Annotated in this window: 20 protein-coding genes; 9 read left to right on the top strand and 11 right to left on the bottom strand. The window is 35.7% G+C overall.

Features of this window, described 5'->3' with window-relative positions; all coding sequences use genetic code 11:
• The first annotated feature begins 117 nt into the window (after positions 1-117).
• Positions 118-2,532, top strand: a complete 2,415-nt coding sequence (locus tag KFZ70_RS07680; RefSeq protein ID WP_139697535.1) for a glycoside hydrolase family 88 protein — start codon at positions 118-120, stop codon at positions 2,530-2,532.
• A 3-nt stretch (positions 2,533-2,535) separates the two neighbouring features.
• On the opposite strand, the gene KFZ70_RS07685 is transcribed toward KFZ70_RS07680, so the two are convergent.
• Positions 2,536-3,303 carry an ABC transporter ATP-binding protein gene (locus KFZ70_RS07685; RefSeq protein WP_139697533.1) on the bottom strand — a complete coding sequence of 256 codons (768 nt, stop codon included), beginning with the start codon at positions 3,301-3,303 and terminating at the stop codon, positions 2,536-2,538.
• Positions 3,303-4,040, bottom strand: coding sequence for an ABC transporter permease (locus KFZ70_RS07690; protein WP_139697531.1), 738 nt, complete (start codon positions 4,038-4,040; stop codon positions 3,303-3,305). Before KFZ70_RS07690 ends, KFZ70_RS07685 begins: the two co-directional genes overlap by 1 nt.
• A 109-nt stretch (positions 4,041-4,149) precedes the next feature.
• On the opposite strand from KFZ70_RS07690, the gene pafA reads away from it, so the two are divergent.
• The 3 genes from pafA to KFZ70_RS07705 all read left to right on the top strand — a co-directional run bounded on the left by pafA (position 4,150) and on the right by KFZ70_RS07705 (position 8,797).
• Positions 4,150-5,802, top strand: a complete 1,653-nt coding sequence (gene pafA, locus KFZ70_RS07695) for an alkaline phosphatase PafA (RefSeq protein ID WP_139697529.1) — start codon at positions 4,150-4,152, stop codon at positions 5,800-5,802.
• Complete coding sequence (locus tag KFZ70_RS07700) at positions 5,803-6,606, top strand: DNA/RNA non-specific endonuclease (protein ID WP_139697528.1); 804 nt, start codon at positions 5,803-5,805, stop codon at positions 6,604-6,606. It begins immediately after the preceding gene.
• Positions 6,607-6,703: 97 nt separating this feature from the next.
• On the top strand, positions 6,704-8,797 hold the full coding sequence (locus KFZ70_RS07705) for a T9SS type A sorting domain-containing protein (RefSeq protein ID WP_139697526.1): 2,094 nt from the start codon (positions 6,704-6,706) through the stop codon (positions 8,795-8,797).
• Between the two features lie 34 nt (positions 8,798-8,831).
• Here KFZ70_RS07705 and KFZ70_RS07710 read toward each other — a convergent pair whose 3' ends face one another.
• From KFZ70_RS07710 to gcvP, 4 genes are all read right to left on the bottom strand, one after another.
• Positions 8,832-9,677 (bottom strand): glycosyltransferase family 2 protein, encoded by an 846-nt coding sequence (locus tag KFZ70_RS07710; RefSeq protein ID WP_139697524.1) that lies wholly within the window; start codon positions 9,675-9,677, stop codon positions 8,832-8,834.
• A 16-nt stretch (positions 9,678-9,693) separates the two neighbouring features.
• A complete protein-coding gene (locus tag KFZ70_RS07715) occupies positions 9,694-10,224 on the bottom strand; it encodes a methyltransferase (RefSeq protein ID WP_139697521.1) in 531 nt (176 codons plus the stop codon).
• Position 10,225: 1 nt separating this feature from the next.
• The gene (locus tag KFZ70_RS07720) at positions 10,226-11,284 is read right to left on the bottom strand and encodes a 3-oxoacyl-ACP synthase III family protein (RefSeq protein ID WP_139697519.1); all 1,059 of its coding nucleotides are present in this window, start codon (positions 11,282-11,284) and stop codon (positions 10,226-10,228) included.
• A 103-nt stretch (positions 11,285-11,387) separates the two neighbouring features.
• A complete protein-coding gene (gcvP, locus tag KFZ70_RS07725) occupies positions 11,388-14,231 on the bottom strand; it encodes an aminomethyl-transferring glycine dehydrogenase (protein WP_139697517.1) in 2,844 nt (947 codons plus the stop codon).
• 120 nt (positions 14,232-14,351) lie between these two features.
• Here gcvP and KFZ70_RS07730 point away from each other — a divergent pair, with 120 nt between their 5' ends.
• A complete protein-coding gene (locus KFZ70_RS07730; RefSeq protein ID WP_139697515.1) occupies positions 14,352-15,170 on the top strand; it encodes a hypothetical protein in 819 nt (272 codons plus the stop codon).
• On the opposite strand, the gene KFZ70_RS07735 is transcribed toward KFZ70_RS07730, so the two are convergent.
• From KFZ70_RS07735 to KFZ70_RS07755, 5 genes are all read right to left on the bottom strand, one after another.
• Positions 15,144-15,410 carry a hypothetical protein gene (locus KFZ70_RS07735; RefSeq protein ID WP_199240679.1) on the bottom strand — a complete coding sequence of 89 codons (267 nt, stop codon included), beginning with the start codon at positions 15,408-15,410 and terminating at the stop codon, positions 15,144-15,146. The genes KFZ70_RS07730 and KFZ70_RS07735 overlap by 27 nt on opposite strands.
• A gap of 3 nt (positions 15,411-15,413) precedes the next feature.
• Entirely contained in the window at positions 15,414-15,965 is a 552-nt protein-coding gene (locus tag KFZ70_RS07740; protein ID WP_139697513.1) for a sigma-70 family RNA polymerase sigma factor, read from the bottom strand.
• A 49-nt stretch (positions 15,966-16,014) separates the two neighbouring features.
• On the bottom strand, positions 16,015-18,054 hold the full coding sequence (locus KFZ70_RS07745) for a M3 family metallopeptidase (RefSeq protein ID WP_139697510.1): 2,040 nt from the start codon (positions 18,052-18,054) through the stop codon (positions 16,015-16,017).
• Positions 18,055-18,202: 148 nt separating this feature from the next.
• The gene (gene purE, locus KFZ70_RS07750; protein ID WP_139697508.1) at positions 18,203-18,685 is read right to left on the bottom strand and encodes a 5-(carboxyamino)imidazole ribonucleotide mutase; all 483 of its coding nucleotides are present in this window, start codon (positions 18,683-18,685) and stop codon (positions 18,203-18,205) included.
• Positions 18,686-18,687: 2 nt separating this feature from the next.
• Positions 18,688-19,842 (bottom strand): 5-(carboxyamino)imidazole ribonucleotide synthase, encoded by a 1,155-nt coding sequence (locus tag KFZ70_RS07755; protein ID WP_139697506.1) that lies wholly within the window; start codon positions 19,840-19,842, stop codon positions 18,688-18,690.
• A 139-nt stretch (positions 19,843-19,981) separates the two neighbouring features.
• Here KFZ70_RS07755 and KFZ70_RS07760 point away from each other — a divergent pair, with 139 nt between their 5' ends.
• From KFZ70_RS07760 to KFZ70_RS07775, 4 genes are all read left to right on the top strand, one after another.
• Positions 19,982-21,091, top strand: a complete 1,110-nt coding sequence (locus KFZ70_RS07760; protein ID WP_139697505.1) for an adenylate kinase — start codon at positions 19,982-19,984, stop codon at positions 21,089-21,091.
• 117 nt (positions 21,092-21,208) lie between these two features.
• Entirely contained in the window at positions 21,209-22,207 is a 999-nt protein-coding gene (gene obgE / locus KFZ70_RS07765) for a GTPase ObgE (protein WP_139697502.1), read from the top strand.
• 125 nt (positions 22,208-22,332) lie between these two features.
• Positions 22,333-22,860, top strand: coding sequence for a DUF4136 domain-containing protein (locus KFZ70_RS07770; RefSeq protein ID WP_139697499.1), 528 nt, complete (start codon positions 22,333-22,335; stop codon positions 22,858-22,860).
• 83 nt (positions 22,861-22,943) lie between these two features.
• Positions 22,944-23,666, top strand: coding sequence for an SDR family oxidoreductase (locus tag KFZ70_RS07775; protein WP_139697498.1), 723 nt, complete (start codon positions 22,944-22,946; stop codon positions 23,664-23,666).
• Positions 23,667-23,670 lie beyond the last annotated feature (4 nt).

Consider the following 23,670-nt stretch of genomic DNA (forward strand, 5'->3'; position numbering starts at 1 on the left):
TAAAACAACCATTAAATTAGGTGTGCTGATTTTTTTGGCGGTAGATTTCACTACATTTGGAATATACAATCGATTGTATTCGGTTGATATTGACTAAACCACTAAACGTAATAATTCATGAAATCTTTATTTACTATCACCTCTTTGCTATGTTTAAGCTTAATTTTAAGTTGCACATCAGAACAAGCTGAAGAGATACCTTCGGCGGACGAGGTTAAAAAGCTCACGGAAAAAGTGGCTAATTGGCAAATAGAAACGTTTGCCGATATGGGAACTTATAGAGCACTGCCTTCAAAAGAACACAGAAAAAAATGGCATAATAGAAAACCTTACCATGATTTAGAATGGACCAACGGGGCATTATACGCAGGCATGTTTCAGCTTAGTGAGATATCACACTACCCAAAATACATCAATTGGTTAGTTGAGATTGGAGATAAGAACAAATGGCAATTGCACAAAAGAATGTACCATGCAGATGATCATACCGTTGGACAATTTTATTTAAGCTTACATCAAAATGTACGTTTAAAACACATCGCTAAAATTACTCCAACAAAGAATCGTTTTGATTCCATTATGAATAGTGAGCAAGGTAAAGCGTATCAATGGGATTGGTGTGATGCCCTATTTATGGCGCCACCTGTGTGGGCGAGATTAGCCAAAATTACTAAAGATAGTACCTATTTAAATTATATGGATACCCAGTATAAAATGACATATAATGAGCTGTGGGATGAAAATGAGAAGTTGTTTTTTAGAGATAAATCTTATTTTAATCAAAAGGAAAAGAATGGGAATAAGATTTTCTGGTCTAGAGGTAATGGCTGGGTGTTTGGAGGTTTAGCACTTATGATTCCTGATTTACCAAAGGATTGGAAAGAAAGAGCGTTTTATACAGACTTATTTAAGCAGATGGCACAAACCATTAAAGCCACGCAAAGAGCTGATGGCACATGGTCTGCTGGGTTATTGGGAGATGTAAAGGATTACCCGAATATAGAAACAAGTGGGAGTGCCTTCTTTACATTTGGTATTGCATGGGGAATAAATAACGGTTTGTTAGAAAGAGAGGTTTATGAACCTGTTTTACTTAAAGCTTGGAAAACGATATCGGGAGCGGTTAATGAAGCGGGTATGTTAGGGTATGTGCAACCTGTGGGAGCGGCGCCAGGGGAAAGTTTTAAAGACTACACAGAAGTATATGGTATTGGAGCCTTTTTAGCTGCTGGTTCAGAAATGTATAAGTTTATAAATAAGTTTTATCCAATTAGTAAAGTAACGACTTATAAAACCTTCATGGAAGATGGTGGATGGTGTTGGTATCAAGATCCACGCGTGATTATTAGCGAAGGTAAATTACTCATTGGCGGATTAAGTGGGCAAAGCGGTGATGTACGACTAGGTGTTTATGATTTAACTAAAGAACAAACAGATAGCACATTGGTGCTTCACAAAAACCTACAAAGGGATGATCATAATGTTCCTGCCTTGTATCAGCGTCCAGATAAAAGTGTATTGGCTATTTGGGCCAAGCATGCCTCAGAAAAAATTCATTATTACAGTACGTCTGAAGGTACTAATTATTTGAAATGGGGGGCAACTAAGCAGTATATTCATGAGTATGATTCAAAACGAGGTGTTACGTATATGAACTTGTATGAAATGAAACCCGAAGGAAAATTGTATAACTTTTTTAGAGATGGTTTAAATTTTAATCCGTCATTCATTACGTCGGAAGATTATGGAGAAACCTGGGGGAACAGAACACATTTTATTTCAAATGACGTAGCTGGTTTTCAACGTCCGTATGCCAGATATTTACAAATTGATGATAACACTATAGGCGTGTCATATACCGATGCCCATCCAAGAGCCTATGGTAACAACTTGTATTATGTTGAGTTTTCAGATAATACGTTTTATAATGTTGATGACTCAAAAATTAAAAGTTTGAATGAGGGGCCATTGCGGTCAACGGAAGCAGAAAGAATATTTCAAGGTAGCGATACTAAAGATAAACCAATAATTAATGAAAGTGTGCCCAACAGTGCGTGGACCTGTGCTATGGCCAAGGATAAGAATAATAATCCGCACTTGGGGTATACCTTATATAAAGCAGATAATGATTTAAGATTTAGGCTCGCTTCTTGGGATGGAGAAACGTGGGGCGATAGAGAAATTGCCTATGCGGGAAAATGTCTGTACAAAGTAGAAAGCAGCTATTCCGGTTTACTTGCTTTTGATCCTGAAGACCCAACCAGTGTATACATTTCAACAGACGTGAATCCGTCAACGGGTGAAGATTTAGGAGGAAACCATGAAATCTATCATGCTACAATTAATGCTAAAGATGATATATCAACAATAACATGGGAGGCCTTGACTAAAAATTCGCCATACAGAAATATACGACCAATTGTGGTTGCTAAAGACGGTTACAAAGTACTCCTCTGGTTATACGGTCCCTGGTATAATTTCTTAGATTACGACGTGAATGTGATAGGAAAGATTTTAGAAAAGCCAGAATAAATTCTATTCATTTTCTTCTAAATACATTTTGCGTACTTTCTTAAATAAGTTGGAAGAGTAAACAAAGTCTGTTACGCTTTTATTATCTGTTCTAAAGATGGTTTTATTAGAGCCCTCCCAAGCTTTTAAGCCATCTTTTAAGAACACAATTTTTTCACCAATTTCCATTACAGAATTCATGTCGTGCGAGTTAATTACAGTAGTGATTTGATATTCATCCGTAATCTCTTGAATCAGATTGTCAATAACAATAGCCGTTTTAGGATCTAACCCAGAATTAGGCTCATCACAAAACAAGTATTTAGGGTTATTTACTATAGCCCGCGCAATGGCAACACGTTTTTGCATACCTCCAGAAGCCTCACTTGGCATTTTATGATGTGCTCCTTCAAGATTGACCCGCTTTAAAACAAAATCAACCCGATCATGCATTTCACTTTTGCTTTGTTTGGTAAACATGCGTAACGGAAACATAACATTTTCGGCAATGGTCATAGAATCAAATAAAGCACTTCCTTGAAAAACCATCCCAATTTCTGCCCTCAAATTACGTTTATCATCTTCAGAAAGCTTTGAGAAAATTTTACCATCATAGGAAATTGAACCCGATTCGTAATTAAACAATCCGAGTAAACATTTCAGAAAAACCGTTTTGCCCGAACCACTTTGCCCGATAACGAGGTTTGTTTTGCCTTTATCAAACGTGGTTGTTATGCCTTTTAAAATATGAGCATCACCAAAGGACTTATGTAAATCATTAACTTCAATCATTAGCTAAGTAGCATTTGGGTTAGTAAATAATTTAAAAGAATGATAAAAACACTGGTCCAAACAAAAGAGGTTGTACTAGCTTTGCCAACTTCAAGTGCGCCACCTTTCATATAATAGCCATGAAATGAAGGAATAGTAGCCAATAGAAAAGCAAAAACAAACGTTTTTATAAAAGCATAGGTAACATGAAAAGGAGTGAAATCTGTTTGAATACCTATCAGGTAATCATCAGGAGAGCTAAACCCTCCAAATACGCAAGCTGCCATACCCCCAAGAATACCTAAAAACATAGAAATTGAAATAACAAACGGATAAAGCATTAAAGCAATATATTTGGGAAACACTAAATAGTTTAAGGAGTTTATTCCCATAACTTCTAAAGCATCAATTTGCTCGGTAACCCGCATAGTTCCAATGCTAGATGTAATAAAAGACCCCACCTTACCAGCCATAATGATAGACATAAAGGTAGGTGCAAATTCTAATACAATAGACTGCCTTGTAGCAAAACCAACTAAGTATCTTGGTATTAAAGGGTTGTCAATATTTAATGCGGTTTGTATGGTAACAACACCACCAACAAAAAAGGAAATAAAAGCTACAATGCCTAAAGATCCAATAATCAAATCATCAATATCTTTTAAGATGAGTTGTTTCATGACCGACCATTTGGTAGGTTTTCTAAACATTTCTACAATCATTAAAAAATACGTTCCAATGTCCTGTAAGTATAGCATACTAGAATTTAATCATGCTAAAGTAAAAAAACTTGTTGGTATTTAACTTTAAATTTTAAATTATGATGTTTTGAAATATGTATTTTTGGCTTTGAAATCTAATCAGACAATGAGATATATATTAATTCTTTTTTTTATCATCAATGGGTGCGTTTCAGCACAAGCACAAAGTACGTTGTATTCAAAAGCTAGTGAGGCATCACAACCCAAATTAGTTGTGGGTATTATAGTAGATCAAATGCGTTATGATTATCTCACTCGGTTTGCAAATAAATATGGAGAAGGTGGATTCTATAGAATGATAAACGAAGGATTTAATTGTAAGAACAATCATTTTAATTATGTGCCCACAAAAACGGCACCAGGCCATGCGTCTGTATTTACAGGAACCACCCCAAAATATCATGGTATTATAGGTAACGATTTTTACGATAAGGCATCAAAAAAGAAAGTTTACTGTGTAGGGAACAATGATGTGGAATCTGTTGGAACAAATTCAAAGGCAGGAAAAATGTCTCCTCATAGAATGGAGGTGTCAACTTTTGCTGATGAAAACAGATTGTTTACACAATTTAGAGGAAAAACAATAGGCGTGTCTATTAAAGATAGAGGAGCTGTTTTACCCGCAGGTCATACGGCTAATGCCGCCTATTGGTTTCATGGCAAAGAAGAAGGAGCGTGGATTTCTAGTTCCTTTTACATGACCGATTTACCTGACTGGGTAAAAGCCTTTAATGCATCTAAAAAGGCCAAATCTTACCTCAAGGATTGGGATACCTATTATGATATTGAAACCTATACAGAATCTGGTCCAGATTTAAATGATTTTGAGCGAGGCTTTAAGGGAAAAGAAACGGCGACCTTTCCTTATAAATTGTCAAAATTGAAAAATAAAAATGGAGGTTATGATATCTTAAAAGAAACGCCATTCGGAAATAGTCTAATTGCAGATTTTGCTCTTGCAGCTATTGAAGGGGAACAATTAGGACAGGATGACATAACCGATGTTTTAACGGTTAGTTTTTCAACAACCGATTATGTAGGGCATAACTTTGGGGTCAATTCAAAGGAAATTGAAGACACCTATATAAGGTTAGATAAAGATTTAGAACGTTTTTTCAATGCTTTAGATGATAAAATAGGGAAAGGAGAGTACGTGGTGTTTCTTACTGCAGATCATGGAGCAGTTGAGGTTCCAGCCTATTTAAATAGTCAAAATATTCCATCAGGATATGTAGATAATTCCAAAAGGCAAAAACAATTCAAAGCTTTTTTAGAAAATACGTTTGGTACGGATGATATATTAGAAAATATTAGCAACGATCAAATTTTTCTTGATAGAAAATTAATTAAAAAACTAGGTTTAGACTTAGAGGCTGTGCAGCAAGCTATTGTTAATGAGCAAATTACCTATGATAATGTAGTAAAGGCTTATACAGGAACCACAATGAGCTCTGTTAATTTTACCAAAGGTATTGAAGCACTTTTGCAAAGAGGTTATAACCAGAAAAGATCTGGTGATGTTGTTTTAGTAAACGCACCAGCCTATGTGTCTTACTCAAAAACGGGATCTACACATGGTAGTGGATTAAACTATGATACCCATGTGCCGCTTTTATTTTTTGGAAAAGGTATTGCTAAAGGGCAAACATTTACAAAAACAGAAATTACAGATATTGCTCCAACAATATCTTCTCTTTTAGGGATTAGCTTTCCAAACGCTGCCATAGGAAAGCCACTAGAGTTTGTATTGGATAAGTAAATGAATAAGCGGTTTCTATATTCTGTTTGTGCTGTGGCAATTGTTATTGCTGTGTACGCTTTTGAATATATTTTAAAAACCAAAGAAGAAGCTATTAACATTGAACAAGGGCAAGAAGTTAAAGCGCATACAAAGATGTTTTTTATGCCAACCAGCACAACAGGAGCTGTAATTCATCACGAGGGCTATTCACTGTCTTACCATGAAACATACGAACAAGCCGAATGGGTAGCCTATGAGTTAAAGAAAGAACACCTGTCATCAATAGATCGGGATCGACCTTATTTTGAAATGGATAAAGCGGTAAAAACCGGCGCTGCCCATTGGAAGAATTACAAAAATTCAGGTTATGATAAAGGTCATCTATGCCCAGCTGCCGATAAGCGCTATAATATGGAGGCCCACGATGAAACATTTTTAACCAGCAATATTAGTCCGCAAAACCATCAATTTAACGCTGGTATATGGAATGACCTAGAACAAAAAGTGCGGTATTGGGCCAAGAAGCATGATGGTGTTTTTGTTATTACAGGAGGGGTTTTAAATGAAGCGCTTCCTACCATTGGAGAAGAGCAGGTGGCTGTTCCTAATCAATTCTTTAAAATTGTATTAGATTATAATTCAGGGCATCCAAAACTAATAGCCTTCTTGATCCCTAACAAAGATTCAAGAAAACCACTTGCCAATTTTGTGGTTCCTGTTGATGCTATTGAAACACTCACAGGAATAGACTTTTTTTATCAATGGGATGATAGACAGGAGAACCTATTAGAAGCAGATATTCATTTGAAAGATTGGTTTTAAAACTAGTTGTCGATAATATGTGCAGTTAGAATATTAGATTATTTTTTTTCTTCCTTTTTTAGTATTTTCTGGCTACTAAATTAAAAATCAGGTAGTTATGAAAGAAAATACACACAGTAACTCCCCAAATCAGATTTTAAATTTAATAAAAGCTTTGAGCTTTGTTTACCTACTTTTAATGGCTCCTCTGAGTTTTGTTCAAGCTCAAAGTCCAAACGCAAATGAAAATGCCACTGTTGATGGTGGTGAAATAACCACGCTAGATGGAGAAGATTACATTGAAGTTTGTGTAGGCGATGGCATTGCAGATTTTGTAGATGTAAACCTTGAAGGAGCATCAGGTCGGGTCAAACAATGGATTATTACAGATGATCAAAATAACATCTTGGATTTACCCGATAGTCCTCCGTTTGATTTTGATGGCGCTCCGCCAGGAGATTGTAGAATTTGGCACTTGTCATACAACGGTATAAAACCCCTTGTAGATCCCTCTGGTCAAGGTAAGTTTACTAAGAATTTGGCCGACATTAGGGGGAGATTTGATTTGTCAAACTATATTCACGTTAAGAGAATAAAACAACCAGTAGGTGGTGAAATTGCGTTGGCTGATGGTTCTACCGAAATAGAAATTTGTGCTGGTGATGGCGAGTCGGATTTGTTTGAAGTTACTTTAACGGGAGCTGAAGGTCCAAATATGTTATGGGTTATTACAGATACTGATGCGAATATTTTAAAAACGTCAACTGATAATTCATTTGATTTTGAAGATGCTGGATCTGGCGTTTGCTTGATTTGGCATTTAAGTTATGCCGAGAATGTAGATTTAGATGGTGTAACCAATGCTAATGATTTAATGGGGTGTTTTGATTTGTCAAACCCTATTACGGTAACAAGAAAAGGGGTAAACGCTGGAAGCATTGAAATAGCAGATGGTGGAGGCACAGAAATAGAAATTTGTGCTGGTGATGGAGAAAGTGATGCTTTTGATGTAACGGTTATGGGCGAAACGGATGGAGATCAATTAGCTTGGGTGATAACTAATAATGCAGAAGATCCGGAAATATTGGCTTTACCAGCTGGCCCGCCATTTGATTTGGAAGGCGCTGGAGATGGCACTTGTTTAATTTGGCATATTAGTTTTAATGATGGCTTAATGGGAGCGGAGGTAGGAAATAAAGTGTCTGACCTAGAAGGCTGTTACGTGCTCTCCAATGCCATTACCGTAATAAGAAATGGCGTGAATGCTGGAATCATTGAGATAGCTGATGGAGGTGGTACAGAAGTAGAAATTTGTGCTGGAGATGGGAAGGAAGATCCTATTAATGTAGTGGTTACTGGAGATCCAATTGGTGATAATTTAGCTTGGGTGATAACTAATAATGCAGAAGATCCGGAAATATTGGCTTTACCAGCTGGCCCGCCATTTGATTTGGAAGGCGCTGGAGAAGGTACTTGTTTAATATGGCATATTAGTTTTGCAAATGGTTTAACGGGAGCTGAAGTTGGTAATAAGGTTTCTGCTTTAGAAGGCTGTTATAATTTATCTAATGCCATTACGGTGGTTAGAACAGGTGTAAATGGTGGTGTTATATCAGGAGGAGAAGACAACACTTTTAGTTTTACTGTTGGCGATGGTACCGAAGATAAAATTCCAGAAGGAGCCATTACATTGGAAGGCAATGTGGGAGATAAGTCTGCTTGGGTGGTAACTAATGAAGAGGGAACGATCATTTTAGGCTTACCTGAAAAATATTCAGATGTTAATTTTGATACGGCAGAAGCAGGGACTTGCCTAGTATGGCACATGAGCTATAAAGAAGGTCTGCAAGGGCTTGAGCCACCAGAGGATGGGGATCATTTGGTTTCTGGCTTAGAGGGATGCTTTAGCTTATCTAATGCTATAAAAGTAGTGCGAACCGCCTCGGCTTCAACAGGGAAAATAGCTATTTATCCTAATCCTGCAAAGGAATCAGCTCAGCTTAGCATTGAAGGGTTTGATGCTTCCGAATTAAGTGTAAGTATTTATAATATGCAGAATATGAGGTTGTATAATGCAGATGTTAAGGTAACTGGTTTATCAAAAAGAATGTCTTTAATAGATGTGAGTAGTTATAATTCGGGTATCTATTTTGTTATTGTACAAGATGAGAATTCTGGAGTAAAAACGATAAGTAGATTGGTGGTTAAATAAAAATATCTAACTAATTAAAAAGGTTCTGAAACACTCAGAACCTTTTTTTTATGCCTTTCCATCTTAAATTTCTGATGAATGTACCTTCTTCTTCAGAAACTAAAAATGCTGCCTTATTCTTTTTAGCTTTAAAATACCCAGCCATATAATCTCTAAACAAACGAGGTTGTTTCTTTTTAAAGGCTAGTTTTAAAGCAGATATCAGAGTTATTGTAAATCCGTAACGCATTTTATACATCGCTTCACCTTGTAAGTACTTTGAAGCCTTGTTATAACTTATACCAGTAGGTTTTAAGTGTTTTACATGAAGGCTGTCATCTGTTAAAATAGCCCAATTGTAAAATTTAGCCAGTAATTCATCAACCGTGTCCCACCCCATAGATGTTTTAAGTTTGCCTATTTCAAGAAAACAAGATTTTCTATAAGCTTTTAAAGCTCCTCTAATGTGATCTTTATTGGTAAGATTTTCTAAAATCCATTCGCCGTTTTTTTCTATATAGCAAAACCCAGAAGCCATCCCTAATTTTGCGTTGGCCTTAAAATGACTCGCTAAAGTTTCAAGGTAATTTTCAGGAAATATGAGGTCGGCATCAAACTTGCAAATTACATCATAATGTTCATCTAATGTGTTATACCCTTTATAAAACGCATTGATGATTTTTGAACCAGGAAGATGCTGATTTGAAGATTTAGCATTTACTAAAGTAATATTTGTGTGTTTTTCAGCGTAACTTTCAACAATATCTTGTGTAGTATCCGTTGAGCTATCATTAACTACTACAATGTGTTTTGGGGCAAGCGTTTGATTAATGAGCGAACTTAGTGTTAACCCTATAGATGAAGCTTCGTTATGAGCGGGTATGACGATATAAAAATCCATCTTGATAAAGTGGTAATTAATTGGGGTGAATACGTTCGGCATAAACAATGTAATACCTAGGTGTAAACCATCTTAAAATAGGCCTTAAGCCTATTTTTTTAGTGGGATTGGTCCATTTTTCACGATCTAAAATACGCCATCCAGCCTTTTCTAATAACCAATCAAATTGCCAATCTTCAAACTCATGATAGTGTCTGTCAAGCATATCTGTTTTACTTCTATAGGCTGATGAAAACCAGAGTTTAAGAGGTACGCTAGCAACAAGCTTATCTGTTTTAATTGCTTTTAAAACAGTGAATGGAGACAGCAAATGTTCAAAAATTTCAAAAGCCGTAACTACATCTGCTTTAGAGTTTTCAATAGTTGATGTGTCAAAGTCTAAATCTTCTCCTTTTGTGTTTTCTACTACGTAACCATGTTTTGTCATGATTTCAGAGAACGGATTTATGACTCCCAAATCTAGTATTTTGTGAGAGTTGGTAATGTGTTTTTCTAAAAAGGAAATGGTGTGTTTAAAACGTTTATTTGGAAATGTCTTTTCGTACATATTACACTTTGTAAACAATGGCATTGATATGCATGCCTGCTCCTACACTTGCAAAGATAATAACGTCGCCTTTATTTAGACTATGATTTTCTAATTGATTGTTTTTAACCAAGTCATACAGCGTAGGAATGGTTGCTACTGAGCTATTTCCTAGTTTTTGAATACTCATTGGCATGACTTGTTCGGGGATGTCAGCTCTGTATAGTCTGTAAAAACGCTTTAAAATGGCTTCATCCATTTTTTCATTGGCCTGATGTATGAATATTTTTTTCACATCTTTAATGTCCATACCGCTGTTATCCAAACAAGTCTTCATCGCAGTAGGCACTTCTTTTAAGGCAAATTCATAAATTTTGCGGCCTTCCATTTTCATATAGCGTGTTTCTGATGCTAACTTGGTGTTATTTGATTTTCCAAAGTGTAAAAAATACGCTTCGTCATAGGTAAAACTGGCTGTTTCATGTGCTAAAATACCGCCATTATCTTCAGTAGCTTCTAGGATAGTGGCACCTGCACCATCAGAAAAAATCATGGCATCTCTGTCATAATGATCAACAACTCGAGACAACGTTTCTGAACCTATAACCAAACAACGTTTGGCCATGCCAGCTTTAATAAAGGCATTGGCTTGAATGATACCTTCTACCCAACCAGGGCATCCAAACAAAATATCATAAGCCACACACTTGGGGTTTTTTATACGCAAGCTATGTTTTACTCTTGCTGCTAACGAGGGCAGCATATCACTCTGAACCGTATCATGTTTAACGTCACCAAAATTATGAGCCACAATAATATAATCGATAGTTTCTGGATCTATTTTAGCGTCATCTATGGCTTTTTCAGCAGCAAAAAAAGCTAAATCAGAGGAATTTAAATGCGGTTTTGCATAACGGCGTTCAGCAATACCAGTAATGGCTTTAAACTTTTCTACGATAACTTCATTAGGAGCTTCAATTGCAGTGCCGTCTGAATTTAAAAATGTGTGGTTATGAAAGTTCTCATTTTTTTCAATTTGGGACGGAATGTAACTTCCGGTACCGGTTATCTTTATATTCATAAATGTGGTGCTACTAATTTTTCTAACTGAACAAATATAGGTTTAATGAATAATTGGTCAATGTTAAATATTAAAATATTACGATGTTCAACAAGGCATTTATTTACGCATATTCTTCAATTGGGGCACAAGTACATATTAAATTACGGTCGCCATAGGCATCATCAACACGTCTTACACTAGGCCAAAATTTGTTTTCTTTTACATAATCTAAGGGAAAGGCCGCTTTTTCACGACTATAAGGAAGATCCCAATCATTGGAGGTAATCATAGCTAAAGTATGGGGCGCATTCTTTAAAACATTATTAGAATCATCTTTTGAAGCATTATCAATTTCCTGTTTAATGGAAATCATAGCATCACAGAAGCGATCAATTTCAGCTTTACTTTCACTTTCAGTAGGCTCAATCATTAGAGTACCTGCAACTGGAAAAGATACAGTTGGCGCATGAAATCCATAATCCATCAGTCGTTTGGCAATATCGGTTACTTCAATACCATTAGCTTTAAACGGGCGGCAATCTACAATCATTTCATGGGCAGCACGTCCGCGTTCTCCTGAATATAGAGTGTCAAAACTTCCTTGTAAACGCTGTTTTATATAGTTGGCATTTAAGATAGCCATTTTGGTAGACTCTGTTAAACCTTCTGCTCCAAGCATTTTAATGTAACCGTAGGAAATTAAGCAAGCCAACGCAGAACCAAAAGGTGCCGCAGAAATAGCCGTTATAGCCTGATCACCTCCAGTTTTTACTACGGGATTTCCTGGTAAGAAAGGAACTAACTGTTTAGCAACACAAATAGGACCTACGCCGGGTCCACCACCACCATGAGGGATAGCAAATGTTTTATGAAGGTTTAAGTGACATACATCTGCGCCAATATGTCCAGGGTTGGTTAAACCTACTTGCGCATTCATGTTGGCTCCGTCCATATAAACTTGACCACCATTGTCATGAACTATTTTTGTGATTTCCTTTATAGCAGATTCATAAACCCCATGGGTTGAAGGATAGGTAACCATTAAAGCAGCTAAATTATCTTTATGTAACTCGGCTTTTTCGCGTAAATCGTTTACATCAATATTACCTTCTTCAGTAGATTTGGTAACCACTACTTTCATGCCAGCCATAACCGCGCTAGCAGGATTGGTGCCATGAGCAGAAGAAGGAATTAAGCATATATTTCTGTGATGCTCATTACGAGATTCATGATATGCTTTTATAACCATTAATCCAGCAAATTCACCTTGAGCACCAGAATTAGGTTGTAATGATGTGGCTGCAAACCCTGTAATTTCAGTTAACTGATCTTCTAACTCTTTTAAAATAGTTAAGTAACCTTTGGCCTGTTTTAATGGTGCAAATGGGTGAATGTTTCCCCATTTGAACCAACTTAGCGGTAGCATTTCAGAGGCAGCATTAAGCTTCATAGTACAAGAACCTAATGAAATCATAGAGTGGTTTAACGCTAAATCTTTACGTTCTAAACGTTTTATATAACGCATCAATTCAGTTTCAGAATGATATGTGTTAAATACGGTTTCTGTTAAAAAATCGGTAGTTCTATGTAACGAATCTTCAATTTGATTTTGAGGTTCTATAGAAGAGATAATGATGGTTTCTTTTTCGGCAGCTTCAGCAAAAATGGAAATCAAATAATTAATATCTCTAACCGAAGTTGTTTCATTAATAGAAACAGATACGGTGTTTTTATCTGGATAATAGAGGTTTACCTTCTTTTCAGTAGCAATACGTTTTATTTTTTTTGCTTTCGTTTTTATTTGAAGGGTATCAAAATAAGACGTGTTCACTTGCAGATATCCTAGTTTTTCTAAGGCATTGGCAAGGGTTACCGCCTTATTATGCACTTTGTTTGCTATAAATTTTAAACCTTGAGGGCCATGATAGACGACATACATACTTGCCATAACCGCTAAAAGCACTTGAGCTGTACAAATGTTTGAAGTTGCCTTATCTCGTTTTATATGTTGTTCTCTGGTTTGAAGTGCCATACGCAAAGCTCTATCACCATTAGCATCTTTGGTAACTCCAATGATACGCCCGGGAATATCACGTTTGTATTTTTCTTTGGTGGCAAAATAGGCGGCATGTGGTCCTCCATATCCCATAGGGATTCCAAAACGTTGGGTTGTTCCAACTACCACATCGGCACCAAATTTCCCTGGAGATTCTAGTTTAACTAAGCTCAAAATATCGGCAGCAACAGCCACTTTTATGTTAGCGATATTGGCTTGTGATATAAAAGTTTCAATATCTGTAATTTGCCCATTCTTGCCTGGATACTGTAAAATAGCTCCAAAAAATTCAGATGAAAAATCAAAAGATGTTTCCTCACCAACAACCAAATCAATGCCAATGGGGTTTGCACGAGTTTCAAGTAGCGATAAGGTTTGAGGTAAAATTCTATTGGAAACAAAAAACTTGTTAATACCAGCCTTTTTTTGCTCTCGCTCGCGAACAGCAAATAATAAACTCATGGCCTCAGCGGCTGCTGTGCTTTCATCCAGTAGTGAAGCATTGGCAATTTCCATACCTGTAAGGTCTGTTACCATGGTTTGAAAATTTAATAATGCTTCTAATCGGCCTTGAGCAATTTCAGCTTGATATGGGGTATACGCTGTATACCAACCTGGGTTTTCAAGAATATTACGTTGAATAACAGCTGGCATCACGGTTGGGTGATAGCCCAAACCAATATATGTTTTACGTGCTTTATTCAGTTTTGATAAATCATGAATGTGAAGCAAATACTCATGCTCGGTCATAGGTTCGTCTAAATTCAATGGTGATTTTAAACGAATGTCGTCAGGAATTGTTTCATAAATCAATTGATCTAACGAATCTAATCCTAAGGTTTCTAACATTAATTTTTGGTCATCCTCTCTAGGTCCTATGTGACGCAATGCAAAAGCGTTTGTATTCATTGGTTTTAATTTGAATAAATAATTTGCAAAATTACTGATTATTTAATGTGTTTTATTATCAAAATGGTAAAGTTTTTAACCATTAATAGCTTTTATGAACACATTAGTTACTTTTGCTTCATGAGATTGTTTAAGCCGCTTTTTAATTTCTATATAAACAGTAGTCTTCATGTTGCATTAGCTGTGTATGCGCTTACTTGGTTGACCCTTTTAGAACTGGAGTTAGGTTATAATGAAATCATACTATATTTTGTTTTTTATGCTACCATCACAGGATATAACTTTGTAAAGTTTTTTGGTGTAGCGAAATTCAGACACAAAAAATTAACAGGGTGGCTTAAGGCTATTCAAATCATGTCATTTTTTTGCTTTTTGCTTATGTGTTATTATGGCGCACAATTGGAGCAAGAAACCCTAGTAATTCTTTTGGTTTTTGCGATGCTAACTTTTATGTACGCTATTCCTTTTTTACCTCAAAGAAAAGATTGGACACTACGTCATGTTGGGGGTTTAAAAGTTTATGTTATAGCACTGGTGTGGGCTGGTGTTACGGTAGGTCTACCTGCAGTAAATACAAGGTGTGAAATGACTTTTAATGTGCTGTTGTTACTTGTTCAGCGGTTTATTTATGTTGTGGTTTTAATGATTCCTTTTGAAATTAGAGATTTGAAATTTGATAACTCAAAACTTGAAACTATACCTCAAAAATTGGGCGTAAATAAAGCAAAGACTTTAGGTTACGGACTTTTATTTTTATTTTTTGGTTTAGAGTTTTTAAAGCATAATGTAAACAATACAAAAATGGTACTCTTTATTGTTGTTATGCTAACCGGGATTATGCTCCGCTATGCAAAAATAGATCAGGGCAAGTATTACAGTGCTTTTATGGTTGAAAGTATGCCTATAATGTGGTTACTTTTTGTTTTTCTGTTCGGCTAGTGCTTTTTCAAGTTCTTTTTTCATAGCCTTTTTACATTTGGGGTCTAGGCAGTCTATATTTGATTTATCAATAGCTTGAGAAAGTTTCTTGTTATTGGACGAATAATCTTTACAAGCTCTACAATAAATTAAATGAAAACTTAGTTTTATTTTTTCCCAAAATGAAGCATTTTTATATTGTGATTTATCACATACATGATTAGCTTCATTACAAGGAATAGTAAACTTAAACTTACTCATAAATTAAAACCAATTTTCTTTTAAACAATCAGCAAGAGCGGTACGCGCTCTATGAATAATAACCCAAAGATTAGACGCTGTAATATTTAGTTCATTACATATTACATCGGTTTCATATCCTAAAATTGTTTTCATTTTAAAAACTTCGGCTTGTTTAGCAGGTAGTTTGCTTAAACAATTATGAATGGCATCTCCTAACTCTGTGTTTTGCATATTATCTTCTGCCGTTTTATCAAAGGGGTCGGCAACACGCTCTTCTAGCCAATCACCTTCATTTTCTAAGTCATTATAATTTATTCTAACTTCAGCTTTCCCTTTATTTGAGTTTATTTTTCTGTAATAATCTATAATTTTTCTCTTTAAAATAGAAATAAGCCAAGTACGTTCGCTGGCTTCTCCTTTAAAATTTTTCATAGATTTTAAACCAGCCAAAAAGGTTTCCTGAACCAAGTCTTGCGCCATTTCTCTATCACTAACACGGGAAACGGTGTAGTTAAAGAGGTAGTCAGAATATAAATCAATCCACTTATCGGGGTTAATTTGATGGTCAGGCATTAGTAGAATTAGTTTTGAATCTCAAAAATAGGTTAAAAAAATGAATTATTTACTTTGAAATCAATCCTGCACGTCTTAATAAAGCTTCAGGTTTAGGTTCTTTACCTCTAAACTGTTTATACAATGTCATAGGGTTTTCTGTACCTCCTTTAGATAAAATGTTGTTTTTAAATTTATCAGCAACCATTTTATTGAATATTCCATTTTCTTTAAAATATTCAAACGCATCGGCGTCTAGTACCTCAGCCCATTTATAGCTGTAATACCCTGAAGAATATCCACCCTGAAAAATATGAGAGAATGCGGTACTCATACAATTGCTTTCTACATCAGGGTAAAGCGATGTACTTTTAAATACATTGGCTTCATGTGTCTTTACATTGGTAATGCTAGTAGGGTCTGTGCCATGCCAGCTCATATCTAACAAGCCAAAGCTTAATTGCCGCAAGGTTTGCATACCTTCTAGGAAGGTGGCAGATTCTTTTATTTTTTCTACCAAATCCATAGGAATCATATCATTCGTTTCATAGTGTCTTGCAAATAACTCAAGCGCTTCTTTCTCGTAACACCAATTTTCCATAATCTGACTTGGTAATTCAACAAAATCCCAATACACACTTGTACCCGATAAACTTGGGTAGGTTGTGTTGGCTAGCATGCCATGAAGCGCATGCCCAAATTCATGAAATAGAGTGGTTACTTCATTAAAAGTAAGTAGAGACGGTTTGCTTTTTGTTGGCTTGGTAAAGTTGCAAACTATGGAAACATGGGGTCTGCTATTCTCGCCATCTTTTATATACTGTGGTTTGTATGAGGTCATCCACGCCCCATTACGTTTTCCTGCTCTTGGGAAAAAATCGGCATAAAATATAGAGATTAAATCTCCTGTGTTATTGGTGACTTTATAGGTTAAAACATCTTCATGATACTTGTCTATCGTGTCAATTTCTTCAAAGTTCAGATCGAATAATTTATTGGCAATAGCGAAGGAACCTTGTATGACGTTTTCAAGTTTGAAATACGGTTTTAACAACTCGTCATCCAGATTATAGAGTTTTTGCTTTAGCTTTTCAGCGTAATAGGCACCGTCCCATTTTTGTAAAGTATCAATACCATCTAAGTCATTAGCAAACTCTTGAAGCTTTTTAAATTCTATTTCAGCAGCAGGTTTTGCCTTCTCAAGAAGTTCTTTTAAGAAATTTTGAACGTTTTTAGGTGTTTCAGCCATGCGTTCTTCAAGTACAAAATGAGCATGGGTTTTATATCCTAAAAGATTGGCGCGATCATGTCTTAATTTAACTATTTCAAGAACAATGTTTTGATTATCTAAATTGTCACCTTTAAAAGCTTTGCTGCCAGCGGCCAAAGCTATTTTTTCTCTTAGAGCTCGATTGTCTGAATAGGTAACAAAAGGAATATAACTTGGGTAGTCTAAAGTGAATAACCAACCGTCTTTGCCTTTTGAATCTGCTAATTGTTTGGCTGCTTCTATAGCACCGTTTGGAAGTCCTGCCAAATCTTCCTCATTAGAAATGAGCATTTCAAACTTATTGGTTTCAGCCAGTACATTTTCACCAAATTTAAGTTTAAGCTGACTTAATTTTTTGTCAATGGTTCTAAGTTTTTCTTTTTTTTCAGCAGAAAGATTAGCGCCATTTCTTGAGAAGCTCTTATGTTTTTTATCTAAAAGCATTTGTTGCTCTACCGTTAAATCTAAAGTATCTTTCGTATTGTAAACGGCCTTTATGCGAGCAAATAATGCTTTATTTAGCGTAATATCATTACTGAATTCAGAAAGTAACGGAGAAACTTCTTGTGCTATTTTTTGAATAGTTTCGTTCGTTTCAGCTGAATTCAAATTGAAGAAAATACTTGAAATTCTGTCTAATTGTTCACCAGAAAACTCAAGCGCCTCAATAGTGTTTTCAAATGTTGGTGTTTCTGGGTTATTGGTAATGGCCTCTATTTCCTTTTTAGCCAGATTAATAGCAGCTTTTATTGTTGGCAAATAGTCTTCATTTTCAATTTTTGAAAAAGGAGGTGTGTTATATGGGGTTTTAAACGGGATTTCTAGTTCTTTTTTTATCATTTTCTCAAGCAATATGTTAAAAAATTTATATGCTATGTACGCATAATAAATTTTTTTGTACTTTTGTCGCAGTAATTTGCAGAGTGACTAACTCAAATAGAATTATTTGTTAATAGCTGAAAAGCCCCGTGGAATCATGGGGCTTTTTTCATGACAAATCTTTTGCAGATTCGTGTACTTTTATTTTCAGACCTTCCTTATAAGCTATTATTTTATCTAGAATGCATTGATCACTCGATCCTATAATCTGAGCAGCTAAAATGCCGGCGTTTTTAGCCCCGTTAAGCGCTACGGTTGCAACGGGCACACCTCCTGGCATTTGTAAAATTGATAAAACGGAGTCCCAGCCGTCAATAGAATTACTACTTTTTACTGGAACGCCTATAACGGGAAGAGGCGACAATGAGGCTACCATACCTGGTAAATGTGCCGCACCACCGGCTCCTGCAATAATCACAGAAATACCTCTGGTGTGTGCATGGGTACCATAGTCAAATAATTTTTCTGGTGTACGGTGTGCAGAAACAATATCAACTTCAACCTCAATATCAAAACCTTTTAAGATGTCTATAGCATCTTGCATGACAGGAAGATCGCTTTTGCTTCCCATGATTACGCCTACTTTACTCATATCTATTCACTTATAACTTTTATGGATTTTTTTACTTCTTCAGCCACACGTCTGGCTTCATTTACATCTTCATTGACAATGGTGACATGTCCCATTTTTCTAAAGGGTCTGGTTTGTTTTTTTCCGTATATGTGAGGTGTAACGCCATCCATGGTCATAATATTTTCTATATTTTGATAAACCACCTGTCCAGAATGTCCTTCTGCACCAACAAGATTAACCATAACACCACCAACTTTACTACCGGTTCTACCTAAAGGAAGATCTAGAATTGCTCTAATATGTTGTTCAAATTGCGAGGTGTAACTCGCTTCAATAGTTTGGTGTCCTGAATTATGAGGTCTGGGAGCTACTTCGTTTACCAGAATATCATCATTTTGGGTCTGGAACATTTCAACGGCCAATAAGCCAACATGATTAAAGGCTTTTGATGTTTTTAACGCTATATCTTCTGCTTTTCTTGCTAAGGCAGCATCAATTCTTGCAGGACAAATGACATATTCTACTTGATTGGCTTCAGGATGAAATTCCATTTCAACAACAGGGTAGGTTTTTGTTTCACCTGAAGGATTTCTTGCCACAATAACGGCTAATTCATTTTTAAAAGGTACTAAATTTTCGGCAATGCATTCTACGTTAGGTAACCCTTTTAAATCGTCAAGTGATTTAACAATTTTCACCCCTTGCCCGTCATAGCCAAATTGGGCACTTTTCCATACAAAAGGCAGTTGTAAGCCTCCATTGTTTATAGATTCTTCAATTTCTGATGTGTAAGCAAACCTTGAAAATGGAGCCGTGGGTATGTTATTATCTGTATAAAATAATTTTTGCTTCCCTTTGTTTTGAATTATTCTAAGTGTTTTTGATGAGGGATACACGTTTACACCTTCTTTTTCAAGCGCTTCTAAAGCGTCAACATTTACATTTTCAATTTCAATAGTTAAAACATCTACCTGTTTGCCAAAATTGTAAACAGCATCAAAATTCATTAAATCTCCTAAATGAAATTCGTTGCAAGCTATTTTACATGGTGCTTCATCACTAGCTTCAAGAACGGCGGTATAAATATCAAATTTACGGGTAGAATAAAGCAGCATTTTCCCTAGTTGACCACCACCAAGAATACCAAGTTTAAAGTTTGAAGAAAAATAATTCATTTAATCGTTTTTATCTGAAACCAAATTTAGGATAGGCAAAAATACATTTTAATAATAAAATAGTTCCTAAAATCATAAATCAAAAAATGGTTATTACTCAATCTATTGATTATCTTTGCGTTTTTAAAATTTAAAAGCCTTGATAAAGCTACACGACAAATATTTTAAGCCGTTTATTTCATCACAAAAAATAAATGAGGCTTTACAAAGAATGGCCAATGACATTGCTCGGGATGTAGGAGATGAAATACCCGTTTTTGTTGGTATTTTAAACGGGTCTTTTATGGTGGTTAGTGATTTTGTGAAAAAGTATACTAATCCTTGCGAGGTAACATTTATTAAATTGGCTTCTTATGAAGGGGTGAAATCTACTGAAGATATTCAACGACTAATTGGACTTACGCAAGACTTAACAGGGCGTACCGTTATTATTTTAGAAGACATCATTGATTCTGGAAATACTTTAGCTGAGGTGCATAGAATTTTTAAGAATGAAAAAGTAAAGGCTTTAAAAATTGCTACCTTGTTTTATAAACCAGAGGCCTACAAAAAGGATTTTAAATTGCATTATGTAGGTATAGAAATACCTAATAAGTTTATTGTGGGCTATGGCTTAGATTATGATGGATTAGGAAGAAATTTACCAGAAATATATCAAATTAAAGAAACACAACACATGACAAACTTAGTGCTATTTGGCCCTCCAGGAGCAGGGAAAGGAACACAGGCAGAATTTTTAAAAGAAACCTATAATTTGGTTCATATCTCTACAGGCGATGTTTTTAGATACAATATCAAGAACGAAACAGCTTTAGGGATGTTAGCTAAATCATATATGGATAAAGGTGAGTTGGTTCCAGATCAAGTAACCATAGATATGCTGAATGCAGAAGTAGAAAAGAATGCCGATGCCAATGGGTTTATTTTTGATGGATTTCCAAGAACCAATGCCCAAGCAGAGGCTTTAGATAAGTTAATGGATAGTAAAGATTCTCAAATAAATGCTATGATTGCGCTTGAGGTTGAAGATGAAATTCTTGTAGAGCGCCTTTTAGGAAGAGGAAAGACTAGTGGTCGTGCTGATGATGCTGATGAGTCTATCATTAGAAACAGAATTAAAGAATACTACAGTAAAACAGCTATTTTAAAAGACTACTATTCTGGAAAAGATAAGTATTATGGTGTTGATGGTGTAGGGTCTATAGAAGAAATTACACAACGCTTAAATGCGGTGATTGATAATTTATAATTTCCTGAGGGAAATTTTGGTAAAGCATCTTTTGGTATTTTTGTAATCCAAAAGATGTTTTCTTTTAAATAAATATAAGAGAAGCAAAAAGCTATTCTCAATATAATTATTGGACTTATGACTGAAGGAAATTTTGTTGATTACGTAAAGATGTATGTGTCTTCTGGAAACGGGGGAAAAGGATCTGCGCATTTACACCGCGAAAAATACATTACCAAAGGCGGACCAGATGGCGGAGACGGAGGAAGAGGCGGTCATGTTATCGTTAGAGGAAAGGCTAATTTATGGACCTTGCTGCATTTAAAATTTAAAAGACATACTAGAGCGGGGCATGGTGAACATGGTAGTAGTGGTAGAAGTTTTGGTGCTGATGGCGAAGATGCATACATTGATGTGCCGCTAGGAACGGTTGTTAGGGACACAGAAACCAACGCTGTTCTTTTTGAAATAACAGAAGATGGTGAAGAGCAAATCTTAGCAAGAGGCGGAAAAGGAGGTCTAGGAAATTGGCATTTTAAATCATCAACAAACCAAACCCCACGTTATGCCCAACCAGGGTTGCCTATGGAAGAGAAATACGTTACCATGGAACTTAAAGTATTGGCAGACGTAGGTTTAGTAGGTTTTCCAAATGCAGGTAAATCAACATTATTATCTGTTGTCACTTCGGCAAAGCCTAAAATAGCAGACTATGAATTTACAACGCTAAAACCTAATTTGGGTATTGTAAAGTATAGAGATTTTCAAACCTTTGTAGTGGCCGATATTCCAGGTATTATTGAAGGCGCTGCTGAGGGTAAGGGCCTTGGTCATTATTTTTTACGCCATATTGAAAGAAATTCGGTTCTCCTCTTTTTAATTCCTGCTGATGCTGGTGATATTAAAAAGCAGTATGATATTTTGTTAGATGAACTCAAAAGATATAATCCTGAAATGCTTGATAAAGAGCGTATTATAGCTATTTCAAAATGTGATATGCTCGATGAAGAACTTAAAGCAGAGCTTAAAACAGAATTAGATAATGAACTGCCTATTCCGTATCTGTTTATTTCTTCTGTGGCACAACAAGGTATTACAGAATTAAAAGATACCTTATGGAACATGTTAAACAGCTAGTTTTTAAAGCGAAGACTTGGTTTTATTTCGCAATGTAATTTTACTTAATCGATTAGAAATATTTGAAAGTAATGTTAAAAATGGAATGGAATAATTTTTGATTAAATTTATCAAAATTTATATCTATGAAGTTTTTTAGCCTTACGCTGTTTATTGTAATTATTATATCATGTGCTCCTATTAAAGTGCATTATGATTATGATCAAGACCTGAGTTTTGAATCTTACAAAACTTACCAGTATTATGCCGATATGAATACGGGGTTAAGTGAGTTAGATACGAACCGACTTTTGGATGCTATTGATGATAAAATGGCATTAAAAGGATACAGTATTTCAGAAACACCAGATTTTTTTATAGATATAAAAAGTAAGTCATTTCAAGAGGTACAGCGTAGCAGTGTTGGCATAGGAATGGGAGGATCTGGAAGTAATGTTGGTGGAGGCCTTTCTATAGGTATCCCCGTTGGGCAAAGTAATACAAACACCCAAATTATTATAGATTTTGTTGATCACAGCAAAAAACAACTTTTTTGGCAGGCTGTAAGTGAATTTAGTTTTAGTCCTAATTTAGCACCAGAAATGCGGGAGCGTTTATTTAATGATGTGGCTGAAAAAGTACTGTCTAATTACCCGCCAGAAAAAAAGAAGTAGGTGCAATTTTATAATTTTCATAACATAATTGTTTCTTTTTTAAAGCCTTGATTTTGTAGTTTTACTGAAAAACGATATACAAAATGGGAACATTAAAAGATAAAGTAGCATTAATTACAGGAGGATCAAAAGGGATTGGTTTTGGCATTGCTCAAGCCTTGATACAAGAAGGTGTTAACGTTGCCGTTACCAGTAGAAGTGAAGAGGCAGCAAATGATGCGGCCAAGGTGTTGAATGCCATGTCAAGCAAAGTTGAAGCTATGGGAATTCAGGCCGATGTAAGAGACTTTGATAGCCAACAAAATGCGGTTAGAAAAGTTTTAGCGCGTTTTAATCAATTGGATATTGTAGTAGCCAATGCTGGTATTGGGCATTTTGCAAACATAGAAGATTTAACACTTGATCAATGGCAAGAAACTATTGATACCAATTTAACAGGGGTGTTTTATTCCATAAAATCAACGGTTGAAGCTTTAAAAAAATCTAAAGGCTATTTTATAACTATTTCAAGTTTGGCAGGAACAAATTTCTTTGCTAATGGGTCGGCCTATAACGCTAGTAAGTTTGGGTTAACGGGGTTTACACAATCTGTCATGCTTGATTTACGGCAGCATGGTGTAAAGGTAAGTACAATTATGCCAGGCTCTGTATCTACCTTTTTTAATGGGAATGACCCAGATGCTGCCGACGCTTGGAAAATTCAAATTGAAGATATAGGAGAGTTGGTTGTTGATTTGGTTAAAATGAATCCTAGAACACTGCCAAGTAAGATTGAAGTAAGGCCAACGATGCCTCCTGGTAAATAATATT

This window comes from Allotamlana fucoidanivorans (assembly GCF_045788535.1).
In the GTDB taxonomy this organism is placed as follows: domain Bacteria; phylum Bacteroidota; class Bacteroidia; order Flavobacteriales; family Flavobacteriaceae; genus Allotamlana; species Allotamlana fucoidanivorans.